The 11335-nt window shown below is 49.4% G+C and carries 13 protein-coding genes; 5 read left to right on the top strand and 8 right to left on the bottom strand.

The features are described from left to right. The first annotated feature begins 223 nt into the window (after positions 1–223). Both D1831_RS10200 and D1831_RS10195 read left to right on the top strand, forming a co-directional pair. On the top strand, positions 224–997 hold the full coding sequence (locus tag D1831_RS10200) for a DeoR/GlpR family DNA-binding transcription regulator (protein ID WP_125072840.1): 774 nt from the start codon (positions 224–226) through the stop codon (positions 995–997). Next, a complete protein-coding gene (locus D1831_RS10195) occupies positions 984–1802 on the top strand; it encodes a Cof-type HAD-IIB family hydrolase (RefSeq protein ID WP_125072839.1) in 819 nt (272 codons plus the stop codon). The genes D1831_RS10200 and D1831_RS10195 overlap by 14 nt, the downstream gene beginning before the upstream one ends. Before the next feature lie 209 nt (positions 1803–2011). Here D1831_RS10195 and D1831_RS10190 read toward each other — a convergent pair whose 3' ends face one another. Then, positions 2012–2455, bottom strand: coding sequence for a hypothetical protein (locus tag D1831_RS10190; RefSeq protein WP_125072838.1), 444 nt, complete (start codon positions 2453–2455; stop codon positions 2012–2014). Positions 2456–2479: 24 nt separating this feature from the next. Then, on the bottom strand, positions 2480–3925 hold the full coding sequence (rlmD, locus tag D1831_RS10185) for a 23S rRNA (uracil(1939)-C(5))-methyltransferase RlmD (protein ID WP_125072837.1): 1446 nt from the start codon (positions 3923–3925) through the stop codon (positions 2480–2482). A gap of 186 nt (positions 3926–4111) precedes the next feature. Here rlmD and D1831_RS10180 point away from each other — a divergent pair, with 186 nt between their 5' ends. The 3 genes from D1831_RS10180 to D1831_RS10170 all read left to right on the top strand — a co-directional run bounded on the left by D1831_RS10180 (position 4112) and on the right by D1831_RS10170 (position 6669). Continuing rightward, positions 4112–4750 carry an ABC transporter ATP-binding protein gene (locus tag D1831_RS10180; protein WP_404819899.1) on the top strand — a complete coding sequence of 213 codons (639 nt, stop codon included), beginning with the start codon at positions 4112–4114 and terminating at the stop codon, positions 4748–4750. Continuing rightward, entirely contained in the window at positions 4747–5502 is a 756-nt protein-coding gene (locus D1831_RS10175; protein ID WP_125072835.1) for an ABC transporter permease, read from the top strand. The genes D1831_RS10180 and D1831_RS10175 overlap by 4 nt, the downstream gene beginning before the upstream one ends. An 81-nt stretch (positions 5503–5583) precedes the next feature. Next, positions 5584–6669 carry a YdcF family protein gene (locus D1831_RS10170; RefSeq protein WP_125072834.1) on the top strand — a complete coding sequence of 362 codons (1086 nt, stop codon included), beginning with the start codon at positions 5584–5586 and terminating at the stop codon, positions 6667–6669. A gap of 99 nt (positions 6670–6768) precedes the next feature. Here the strand turns inward: D1831_RS10170 and D1831_RS10165 are convergent, their stop codons facing one another. The 6 genes from D1831_RS10165 to D1831_RS10140 form a co-directional block, all read right to left on the bottom strand. After that, a complete protein-coding gene (locus D1831_RS10165; protein ID WP_125072833.1) occupies positions 6769–7701 on the bottom strand; it encodes a DUF4097 family beta strand repeat-containing protein in 933 nt (310 codons plus the stop codon). Beyond that, positions 7685–8323, bottom strand: a complete 639-nt coding sequence (locus tag D1831_RS10160) for a DUF1700 domain-containing protein (RefSeq protein ID WP_125072832.1) — start codon at positions 8321–8323, stop codon at positions 7685–7687. Before D1831_RS10160 ends, D1831_RS10165 begins: the two co-directional genes overlap by 17 nt. Further along, positions 8320–8643, bottom strand: a complete 324-nt coding sequence (locus tag D1831_RS10155; protein ID WP_125072831.1) for a PadR family transcriptional regulator — start codon at positions 8641–8643, stop codon at positions 8320–8322. Before D1831_RS10155 ends, D1831_RS10160 begins: the two co-directional genes overlap by 4 nt. 139 nt (positions 8644–8782) lie before the next feature. Continuing rightward, entirely contained in the window at positions 8783–9544 is a 762-nt protein-coding gene (locus D1831_RS10150) for an amino acid ABC transporter ATP-binding protein (RefSeq protein ID WP_125072830.1), read from the bottom strand. 11 nt (positions 9545–9555) lie between these two features. Further along, entirely contained in the window at positions 9556–10254 is a 699-nt protein-coding gene (locus D1831_RS10145; RefSeq protein WP_179950324.1) for an amino acid ABC transporter permease, read from the bottom strand. 76 nt (positions 10255–10330) lie between these two features. Next, a complete protein-coding gene (locus D1831_RS10140; RefSeq protein WP_125072828.1) occupies positions 10331–11134 on the bottom strand; it encodes a transporter substrate-binding domain-containing protein in 804 nt (267 codons plus the stop codon). Positions 11135–11335: the final 201 nt, after the last annotated feature.

The following is an 11335-nucleotide window of genomic DNA, read 5'->3' as shown; positions in this document are numbered from 1 at the left end:
GTTTATGGTTACGGACTCGAAGTCCAAGGGGCTATGTGTGATCTTTAGCTCCACATATTCCACTGTAATTCAAAAAGCTCTGTAAAACCGTTTTGGTTTTACAGAGCTAATCTTAGTATGTTTTTGCTCTTTTACTTAAATTAATTACCAAACCGCTTAAAAATACTTATTTAATCCTTACAGCGTGTTATACTAATAGTAACAAAAGGGGGGAGGAATTTAGATGGATCAAGTGACGCGTCAACGGCAGTTATTAACCCACCTAGACCAGGTTCGACAAATGAGCGTTGCGGACGTGATGGTGTTCTTGGCGGTTTCCCGGGACACCGCCCGCCGCGATATTGTGGCGGTAACGGAGCGGGGATTAGCTCAGCGTATTCACGGTGGACTACAAGTACTGAATTTTGGAAGTGCGATTCCGAGTTACCAGGACCGGTTACAACAGTTTGATACGGTTAAAACGGCGCTAGCCAAGCGGGCCCTACCACTAATTGAACCGGAACAATACGTCTTCATTGACGTTTCGACGACCCTGTTAAAACTGACCCAGCTCGTAACGCAACGTTGCACCGTGTACACCCATTCATTGGATAACGCCATTAGTTTAGCGACGAACGCCGCGGTTGATTTACACCTATTAGGTGGTGAGCTTAACCAAAACAACCGCTTTTTCATGGGCCCGGCGGCGTTGGCCGAATTAAAAACGGTGTATTTTGATCAGGTGTTGATTGGAGCGGCGACCGTCAACGCCAACGGGGTGTTTTACAGTGATGCGACCGACGCGACCGTTAAACGCCAGGCACTCAATCAAACGGCCCGCGGAGTGCTGGTTTGTGAACACCGTAAGTTTGGTAATTCCGCTCGTTTTTGTGGCGGTCGCTTGGATCAACTACAACTAGTATTGACTGACGAACCCTTAACTTTAACGGAACGGGCGTGGTTTCCGCCGACAACGCGGTTTATTAACTTAGAGGAGGCAAATTATGAGCGACGTTAAATTAATTATCAGTGATATTGACGGGACCCCAGTAGACAGTCGGGGTGAACTGTTACCGACTACCATTAGCGGGATTCGGACCGCGGTACAGCGGGGGACTAACGTGGTGCTCGCTTCGGCCCGGCCGCCGCGAGGAATGTTTCAGCTAGCGCAACAACTCGGCATTGATTCCACGATGATTGCTTATAACGGAGCCCTCACGGCTAAAACCAACGCGGCTAATGAATTGCAGGTTTTTGAACAGCGGCCGATTCCACAAACGTTAGCGCAAGCCGTCAACCGGTTAGTCATGACGCACTGGCCGGACGCGTCAATTAACGTTTACGCTAATAACGACTGGTTTGTAGCCCAAAACGGTTCCTGGGAGCAACAGGAAGCGGCGGGAATTGGTTTTCCGCCACATGTCACCGATTTAACGGCCTGGCTTGAGGCGGCTAGTGAACCGGTCCATAAAATCCTGATCATGGCGGAACCAGCAATCATCAGGGCAATTGAAAAAGCGTTAACGGCCTCGACCTTTGCCGGGCTATCCGCTTATCGTTCGAAAGACACCTACCTGGAAATTGTGGCGGCGGGAGTAACCAAAGCCGCCGCGTTAAGGACGTTGCTTAAAGACGATGGGTTAACTCCGGATCAGGTGATTGCGTTTGGCGATAACTTTAACGACGTGGCAATGTTGCAAATGGCCGGCATTGGCGTGGCCATGGGAAACGCGCCCGCACAGGTCAAGGCGGCCGCCGACCTAGTGACGACCGATAACGATCAGCCGGGCATTCAACGGGTCCTGGCCCGGTATTTTAAGTAAAGTGGTCAGACGTCAAAACAGAGGCTGTGGCAAAAGTCACAGCCTCTGTTTTATCTCCGAATAATTATTGTCGAAACGTGCGCCAAAAGTCAGCGGGCTCCGCTTAACCACGTATGTCAAATAATCCAAGCCCAGGATTATTCGCCATACGCCGTTAATGCTCACCCGCTAACCGACTTTTGGCACACTCTGTTTTTTGGTACGGTCAACTATTTTGCGGTAAATTCGGTTAGAATTCGTTGGGCGGCCTGACCATTGAAGTTGTTGGTTTGCAACCGGTCAAAAACGGCCTTCATGATGTGAGTCAGTTGGTCATCACTTAACCCCTGTGCCGATAACGTGTTCAGCATGACTTGTAGTAAGTCTAAGGGGAGCACCGGCCGCATATTGGGATGACTGGTAAAGTATTCGTGCACGGCCTGGTCGTGTAGTTGCCAGTAAACCGGATTTTGAACGTCGTCAAAGATGGCCTTCAACTGCTCGAGAGCCGGTGATAACGGGATGTTTTTGGCAATTATGGCCGTTAACACGCCGTCGCGGGCGGGAATGTGCACGTCAGCGTTATAATCTTTAATCAGTAAAAAGTGCGTTTTGAACGGTGGCCGTAACGTAAAGGTCATCGTTAATGCGATTTGACTATCGGTTTCTGCCATCGCAAGAACTTCCTTCCAAAGTAATTAGTGACGCTTAGTAAAGCGGACGACCGCTTCACAGCGCGCCGTTTGTGGGAACATATCAATGGATTGAATGTAATCCACTTGGTAACCGCGGGTCAGTTCCCGCAGATCCTGAGCCAACGTGGACGGGTTGCACGAGATGTAAACGAGTTTTTCGGGCGCACTTTGTAAAATGGCGTCGATCAAAACGTTGTCCAGGCCAGTACGGGGCGGGTCCACGATGATCGCGTCCGGTGCAAACCCGGTGGCTAACCACTGGGGTAATAGTACTTCGGCTTCACCAACTTCGTAACGGGCGTTGGTGATACCGTTTAGCTTGGCATTGTCGTTGGCGTCCACGACCGCGGCCGGAATCGTGTCCATCCCGCGGACTTCCTTGGCCACGTCGGCGAGTGATAGCCCAATCGTCCCCACCCCGGAATAGGCGTCAACCAGCGTTTCGTTGGGCGCTAGGTTCAGTGCTTCACGGGCTAAACGGTACAGCTTTTGCGTTTGCTCCGGGTTTAGTTGGAAAAAGGCCCGGGCGGACAGGTCAAAGGCAAGACCGTCGAGTTCTTCGGTAATGGTCCGTTTGCCAGCTAACAGGGTGGTTTGATCACCCCAGATCAACGAAGTTTTACCCGCGTTAACGTTTTGCATCACGGAAACCACCATTGGTAACTTGGCGGCGATTTTCATCAGTAACTGGTGTTTCTTAGGCAACTTGGGTGTGTTAGTGATGAAGACTAGCTGAACTTCACCAGTGGCCGCAGCGGCCCGGACAACCACCGTTTTAACGATCCCGGAGTTGTGTTCTTCATCGTAAATGGGAACCTGGAGCTCTTCCAACCAAGCGACCACTTGGCGCATGACTTCCATGGTCACCGGCATTTGGACGGAGCAAGTCGGCAGGTCGACCAAGTCGTGGCTATTTTCTTTATATAACCCGGCGGCAACGTGACCGTCGATCATCCGAACTTGGAACTGAGCCTTATTACGGTACTCGTAAGGGTCGGCCATACCAATGGTTGGACGGACTTCGTAATTGCGGTAACCCGCCGGACGGTACTTTTCAAGGGCCTGGCGAATTAGATCCTGTTTGAACTTTAATTGGGCCGGGTAATCCAAGTGTTCCAGCTCAAACCCACCGACTTCACCGGTGTATTCGTCGCGGGGATCCACGCGGTCGGGGCTCGGTTTACGTAACGTTCGTAAGCGGGCTTCCAAGTAACGGGGGTGAACGGCGGTGACTTCGGCCACGACCACTTCGCCGGGGAGGGCCCCCTTAACAAAGGTAATAACGTGCTTATAGTAGCCGATCCCTTCGCCGTTGATGCCGAGCCGCTTGATGGTCAGGGGAAAGCGTTGACCAATCTGAACGTCAGCCTGAACCCTTTCCGTTGGGTGGGTACCACGACGGTCACGGTTCGACCGGTGTTGATTAGAATAATGATTATTGGATTTCATAGGTATTTCTTAACCTCGTTTTCTGTGAGAACTGCCTTCAGAACATTATAGCATGGCGGTGGGCAGTTACTAAAGTTAGGCGCAGGGTAAAAGGGTGAGCGTCGTAGTTGAAAACGGTTTAACCAATTAGTTATAATGATTCTAAACTAGAACAAAAGTGAGGAGGCCTTTTGAGTGACAGCTTTAATGACACTAGAACAAGTTAATTACCGGGTCGGGGATAAACAAATTTTACACGACGTGAACTGGGAAATACCAGCGGGGGCGCACGTGACTTTGACCGGGCCGTCCGGTAGTGGTAAGAGTACGTTGTTGCGAATTATCGCGTCAATGATTTCCAAAACAAGTGGCGAATTGTTCTTTGATGGTCGCCCGATTGAGGATTACGACCCAATTGCGTACCGCCGGCAGGTTTCGTACTGTTTTCAGCAGCCGACCCTGTTCGGGGCAACCGTGGAAGATAACGTGGCCTTTCCTTATCAAATCCGTAAATTGCCGGTTGATTCCGCGCACGTTTTGGAAGCTTTGACTTACGTTGGGCTGACGGAACAAACGCTGCACCAAAAAGTCACCGATTTGTCTGGTGGGGAGCGGCAACGGGTCGCACTGATTCGCAATATTTTATTTTTACCGAAAGTCCTCCTGTTGGACGAAGTAACGGCCGGCTTGGATGAGGGGAACAAAACCATTATCCACGACTGGTTACGGCATTTGAACCAGGACCGGGGAGTGACAACGATCATGATTACCCACGATACGCAGGAGATTGCCGCAGCCAGCCAGTTAATGCGGGTCGTTAATGGTCGTTTGGAGGTGGGAAAATGAATTTAGCCGTTAATAATACGTCGCTATTTCTAGCTGCCATGCTGGTGTTGGTTGCGCTGGGAATTAGCTTGTGGCAAAAATTGGGATTAGACAAGGACATCGTGGTGGGCGTTGTCCGCGCCGTGGTCCAACTGTTTATCGTGGGGTACTTGTTAAAGTATATTTTTCGGGTCAATAACTTGTGGCTGACACTTGCCATGATGGGCTTTATCATTTTTAACGCGGCTTGGAACGCTAAAAAGCGGGGCGCGGGCATCGACCACGCCCTGCCCATCTCACTACTGGCAATCCTAGCTAGTACCGGGGTAACGCTGGGCGTGCTCGTGTTGTCGGGTGCCATCAAGTTTATCCCGTCACAGATGATTCCAATTTCCGGGATGATTGCGTCAAACTCGATGGTGGCGATTGGGTTAGCGTTTCGTAGTCTTAATAGTCAGTTTCACGATCAGCGGCAGGGTGTTTTGGAACGACTCGCACTGGGGGCCAACTTGCTTGACGCGTCGATCGCCATTGTCCGTGAAGCAATCCGGACCGGAATGGCCCCGACCATTGATTCTGCCAAAACGGTGGGACTAGTTAGTTTGCCGGGGATGATGTCGGGATTGATTTTTGCCGGCGTCGATCCGGTGCGGGCCATCAAGTACCAGATCATGGTGACCTTCATGTTGCTGTCGGCAACCAGCTTGGGTTCGATCATTGCCTGCTACTTAGCTTACCGCAATTTCTATAACGCCCAGAAACAGTTGAAGTAATTAGAACGGGTCCCGGTACTGGTTGGTTAATTAAATATGCTATTATAAAACATGAAATTAATCATCAATGGGGGTGTTGGCGTGAACAATTCGGCGGTTTGGGTCCCGATTCCAGCAATGGCTTACTGGGCGTGGCTCGTTCCGATAACTTTCGGGGTGATTTTTACTTGGCGTTATCATCATAATAAGGTGCGACTAAGCAACGGCATTTGGTTTTCGCTATTTTTCTATTCGTTTCTAGCGTTACTGGCGATGTCAATTTTTGGAACGAACAATCACTGGTTGATTATCATTTGTGGGACGCTGTTTGTGCTATTTTTAATGTTACTGAGCTTAGTGTTTGTTTTACAAGCGTTTCTGCTGCTCTGGAACGCGTGGATCGTCTGGCGACGCGAAAGTCATACGGTGGCGAACATGTTGACCTTATTCTTGGGATTGGCAATTTTAATTTTACCGTTTGTTGGCAACACAATTAGCAACCACGTGCCCCAACCGGTTAGTTACTGGATGGCAATTTTCCCGAATCTGGTTATTTTTTACGTGGCGTTTTGGTTTTATAACTACCTGACAATGTTGGTCATTTACCAATTTAATTGGCCGCGACTTAGGCAAGACTACATTATTGTGCTGGGTGCCGGCCTGTTAGACGGTGACCAGGTGTCGCCGTTACTTGGTCAACGGATTATGCGCGGGTTAGCGTTTTATAAGAAGCAGCAGGCCAAGACCCAGCACCCGGCCGTCATGATTTTCTCCGGGGGGCAGGGTGCCGATGAAACCGTCCCGGAAGGGCAAGCCATGCTGGATTACGCCGTTAAACACGGACTACCGGCAGAACACGGCTGGGCGGAGACGCGTTCTAAAACGACCCTCCAAAATATGCAGTACAGTAAAGCTTTAATCGATCAGGGGCCGGTTGAAAAGCCGCGAACAATTTTTGTTACCAATAATTACCACACGTTTCGGGCCGGGATGTTTGCTAAGCAGGCCGGCTTAAAAGCGGACGGTATTGGTGCTCGAACGGCCCGGTTCTTTTTACCGGACGCGATTATTCGTGAATACATTGCCATCTTCGTGCGCAACAAGTGGTGGCACCTGGTCGCGTTTATCGGTATGTTTATCCTGTCGTTAGTCTTAGTTTGGTTCGATATTTATAATGGTCAGTTGTAAAAAGTAACTTTTGGTACCATCACTACGAAAATACAAGGGGCGTAAATGACTCAGTTTACTTTGAGTCATTTACGCCCCTTAAGGTTTTAGGCTACTTTTTTAGGCTGCCGTTGCGGTAACGTCACCGTCACCGGAAGTCAGGTGGTACTGCTGTTTAGCCGTTTTATTGTAATGGTAACTTTGATCAGTATCGCTGCGGTAGCCAAAAATACTGAGGTCGCCATCGTCGGTTTGGGCGTAAACCCCAACCCTTTTATTGGCTGACAAATGAATGTCACCGTCGTCGGTGGTGGCGCTGAGGCTGGTAACGTGGTTTTGGTTTAAACGGATATCGCCATCGTCTGAATGGACCTTGGCCGTTTTGAACTGAGTTTCCCCAATCTTAATATCACCATCATTGGATTGGACCTTCGACGCACCGTCGTTAAAGTGACTGTCGCTGATGGTAACGTCACTTCCCTTGGCTTTTAGGGTGGGAGCGGTAACGTCAGTTAAATGTAAGGTGTCCGCTGAAAACTCGGCCTGGTTTTTAATGTTAACGCTGGATAATCGAACGTCGCCGTTGCCGTTTAACAATTGGACGTGCTTAGCGGTGACGTTTTGGACGTTTACGTCACCAAATTGTTTGTCAGTATCCTTGATCCAGTTAACCGTGGTGCGTTTGGGGATGGTGATCACGATTCGGTTACTTTCGCTACCGTCGTTAAACATGTAGCCAACCGTGTCGGACGTCGCGGTTGGAGAACTGGAGCTAATGGTCACGTGACCATTGTTGATTTCGACGTCAGCAAGTTTGCGGGTTGTTGTGACTTTAATGGTCGCGACGTCGCCACGTTCAATGACCACGTCTTCATTACTGCTTAATGTAATGTCCGTAATCTTTTTTGGTTGGTAAGTCTTTTCGTGAGTTTTAACGACTTTAAAGCCCTTTTCCCAGTAAACGGATTGAATGCCGTTATTGGCGATCCCAAAGATTAACATAATGACGCCGAGTACCAATAAAATAACGCCGACTTTAACGGTTTTTCGCATGGTGGCGGCCTCCTCTCTCAGCACGGTTTTTTTTGACGAACCGGTGGTACAGTCGTTGAACGAGGATTGAAATCCCCTGAATAATTAGGTTAACGAACCAGATAACGATCGGGGCAACGAGTAATTCGCCACCGAGTACCGTCAAACCGGCACCGATGTAGAAGCAGGCGACCCAAACGGATTGGCCAATTACGCCAACACCGGCAACTAACATCGAAATGGCCAGCATGGTGGCAGCGAAAATTAACGCGGCGACGGTCGCAACCGCCGCAAAGGCGAGGGCGGCGATCACCACGAGGGCCAGCGCGATGACGAGTAAGGCTGGAATGGTGATGGGTGTGGAGATCAGGGCTAAAACGACCCACCAAATTGTTCGAATTCCGGCCCGGGATTGTTGCGTTTTAGAAGTATTACCGTTGAGGTCTTCATTAAACTTAATTGAATAGTCGGCGAGGACTTTACGGGCTAGTTGTTTGGGTGTCCCCAGTTCGGCCACGCACTCGTCATATTCTTGAATCTGCGCGTCCAGTAAGTATTCCCGGTAAAATTCAACGACTTCTTCTCGTTCAGTATCCTTCAGCTGAACGAGTAAGGCGTTAAATTTATCTAAGTAGTTGTTCATGCCAACGCTCCTCCTTGACCTTGAAGTAAGGTATTAATTGCTTGGTTATAGGTTGCCCAATCTTTCTGAATGGTGGTTAGTTGTGCTTCGCCGGTCGTCGTAATTTGGTAGTAACGCCGGTTCCGCCCCTGATAGGCTTGATCGTACGTGGTGACCCAGCCGTTCTTTTTTAATCGCCGCAAAACGGGATAGAGGGTCGATTCAGAAACGGAAATGGAAGCCTGTAGGCGTTGGGTTAGTGCGTAGCCGTAGTAATCTTGCGTTTTTAAACACGCTAACACGCAGCCGTCCAGTAATTCGGAACTAATTTGAATGGCCATCATTATTCCTCCTGCGATATTATACGTCGTATAGTATTGTTCAATTCGTAGTATAGGATAAGCCCCTCGTTGTGTCAACTAACCTCGACAAAAAGACCCGTTCAACTTGAAGTCAAACGGGCCTTGAACAGGGTGAAACTTATTGATTAGCTTTGTCTGAAATGGTGGTAAAGGTCATGGCGGCTAGGAAGTCCGCAATGCGTTGGGTCGGTTGCTTAAAGAATTCCGCGGGGGTGCCGTCAAATAAAATTTTACCGTCTTCTACGAAGAGAATCTTATCGGCAACGGCCCGGGCAAATTCCATATTGTGGGTCACGATGATCATCGAGTTGTCTTCCTGTGCCAATGCCAGTAAGACTCGCAGGACGCCGGCTTCCAATTCGGGATCGAGGGCGCTGGTTGGTTCGTCTAGTAAGACGTATTCGGGGTTCATCGCGAGTGAACGAGCGATGGCGACCCGTTGCTGCTGCCCACCGGAAAGCTGGCCCGGAAAAGCGTTGGCCTTATCCGCTAAGCCCACTTTAGTGAGGAGGTCGAGGGCGGTTTGCTTAGCCGCACTTGGTTTTTGTTTCAAGACCTGAACCGGACCCTCCATCACGTTTTTAAGTACGCTGAGGTGGGGGAAGAGGTTGTAATCTTGAAAGACCATCCCGGTTTTGCGGCGGACGTTTAGGACGGTTTTACTCGTCAGCGGCTTTGCAAAGTCGATCGTCTGGTCGTTAAAGTGGTACAGCCCGCTTTCGGGCCGCTCTAATAAGTTTAAAGAACGAAGTAATGTTGATTTACCGGAACCGGACGGGCCGACGATAACGGTCGTTTCGTGGGCGTTAAAGGTGGTGTTGATGTCACTCAACGCTTGGTGGTCGCCAAACGTTTTTTGAACGTGTTCAAATTTAATCATGGCGGGACCTCCTAATTAAGTGGGCGTAAGTAACGGGACGTTCGTTTTTCTAAGTAGCCCTGCAGCCAGCTTAAAACGGTACATAAGACGGCGTAAAACGCGGCGACCAGCGAATACATGACGAGCGGCTGGTAGTTTTCGGCGGCGATTTGTTGGCTGACTTCAAACATTTCGATAATCGTGATTGAGGCGGCTAACGACGTATCCTTGACCAAACTAATGAAGCTGTTGGAGAGCGGCGGTAACGAAACGCGGGCGGCCTGCGGTAAAATGATGCGCCGTAAAACCTGCGTTTTGGTCATACCGATTGAATAGGCGGCTTCCCACTGACCTTGGGGGATTGACAAGATGGCGGCCCGAATCGTTTCGGCACAGTAAGCCCCGGTGTTTAAAGAAAAGGTCGCAATCCCGGCCGTCCACGGATCAAGCTGAATCCCGTTGGGCCAAATCCCCTTAATTTTGAGGTAGGGCAGGCCGAAGTAGACGATAAATAATTGCACTAGTAACGGGGTACTACGGAATAGCCAAACGTAAAAGTAGGCCACCGCTTTTAAAATTGAAAACCAGCCGCGGCGTGGAGATAGCTTAACTAGCGCGGTTAAGACGGCCAGAATGAGGCCGATGGCAAACGAAATAATGGCAATCGGAATGGTGTACTTTAAGCCCGCAACGGCAATCTGCGGTGCCGAGGTGACGATAATGTGCCAGATTGAATCCATGAAAATCCTCCTGTGAAATAAGTGATGGTGCTATGTAATCGCCGGAATGATGCCCGGCGAAGTGTGGCTATTTATCCGTGACGTTTCCGCCAAAGTACTTATTAGAGAGCTTTTTGAGGGTGCCGTCTTTACGTAGTTCTTGGATTGCCTTAGAAACTTGTTTTTGCATCTTCGGGTGTTGCTTTGAGATCATCGCCGCAATCTTCTGGGCGGGAATCTCGCTACCGGCGTCAATTAATTTGATGTTGGCCTTCGGGTTTTGTTTAAAGTAGGCGTAGAACGCTTCACGGGAGTTGATCGTCCCGGCAACCCGACCCTGCGTAACGAGGTCGATGGATTGTTGGAACCCGTCCGTTGGGGTTACGGTAGCGCCTAAGCGTTTAGCGTCACTCGCGTTGTTACTAGTCGTTGTTTGAGCGACTTTTTTACCCTTGATATCAGTAATTTTTTTGATGCTGGAATTCTTTTTAACGGCCAACTGGGCCTTGGAATAAATGTACGGGGTGGAGAACAAATACTTTTGCTTTCGCTGGGAATTTTCCGCCATGTTATTTAAAATCACGTCGTACTTGTTCCCGTTTAACCCGGCAATTAACGAATCGAACTTAGTTGGGACGAACTTGGCCTTTAAGCCCATTTTTTTGGCAACGGCCTTCCCTAAGTCAACTTCAAACCCGGTCAACTTACCATTTTTACGGTAACTGTACGGCTGGAAAGTACCTTCCAGACCGATGGTAAGCGTCCCCGATTTTTGTAGTCCCAAGTTGTTACTGGTTGAGGTGCTACTAGACTTGCTTCCGCAGGCCGTTAAAGTGACGGCTAACGCGACCCCAAAAACGGCTAAACCTAGTTTTTTAACCCAACTTTTCATTATCAACACACTCCTAGTCTTTTTTGCAACACTTCCAGTTTATCGAAAAACGGAAGTGTTAACAAAAAATAAGTATTATACCAGCCCATTTTAACGTAGCATCGCGGTAAATAAGTATCGTAGCGTTAGTGTAGCGAATGCGTATAAGCATGTCAAATCGGGATTGGGACGCCGTTAATGGCTTAATGCTTGATGTCAATC

It is taken from the genome of Lactiplantibacillus garii, assembly GCF_003885105.1.
In the GTDB taxonomy this organism is placed as follows: Bacteria; Bacillota; Bacilli; order Lactobacillales; family Lactobacillaceae; genus Lactiplantibacillus; species Lactiplantibacillus garii.
Note: the sequence above shows the minus strand (reverse complement) of the source record. Positions and strands in the feature narration are given on the sequence as shown.

Excerpts from the sequence above, each read along its gene's own strand:
- D1831_RS10155 (WP_125072831.1), bottom strand. The coding sequence starts at position 8,643 with ATGGCCATTCAAATTAGTTCCGAATTACTGGACGGCTGCGTGTTAGCG.
- D1831_RS10175 (WP_125072835.1), top strand. The coding sequence starts at position 4,747 with ATGAATTTAGCCGTTAATAATACGTCGCTATTTCTAGCTGCCATGCTG.
- D1831_RS10150 (WP_125072830.1), bottom strand. The coding sequence starts at position 9,544 with ATGATTAAATTTGAACACGTTCAAAAAACGTTTGGCGACCACCAAGCG.
- D1831_RS10200 (WP_125072840.1), top strand. The coding sequence starts at position 224 with ATGGATCAAGTGACGCGTCAACGGCAGTTATTAACCCACCTAGACCAG.
- rlmD (WP_125072837.1), bottom strand. The coding sequence starts at position 3,925 with ATGAAATCCAATAATCATTATTCTAATCAACACCGGTCGAACCGTGAC.
- D1831_RS10180 (WP_404819899.1), top strand. The coding sequence starts at position 4,112 with ATGACACTAGAACAAGTTAATTACCGGGTCGGGGATAAACAAATTTTA.
- D1831_RS10195 (WP_125072839.1), top strand. The coding sequence starts at position 984 with ATGAGCGACGTTAAATTAATTATCAGTGATATTGACGGGACCCCAGTA.
- D1831_RS10190 (WP_125072838.1), bottom strand. The coding sequence starts at position 2,455 with ATGGCAGAAACCGATAGTCAAATCGCATTAACGATGACCTTTACGTTA.
- D1831_RS10165 (WP_125072833.1), bottom strand. The coding sequence starts at position 7,701 with ATGCGAAAAACCGTTAAAGTCGGCGTTATTTTATTGGTACTCGGCGTC.
- D1831_RS10140 (WP_125072828.1), bottom strand. The coding sequence starts at position 11,134 with ATGAAAAGTTGGGTTAAAAAACTAGGTTTAGCCGTTTTTGGGGTCGCG.
- D1831_RS10160 (WP_125072832.1), bottom strand. The coding sequence starts at position 8,323 with ATGAACAACTACTTAGATAAATTTAACGCCTTACTCGTTCAGCTGAAG.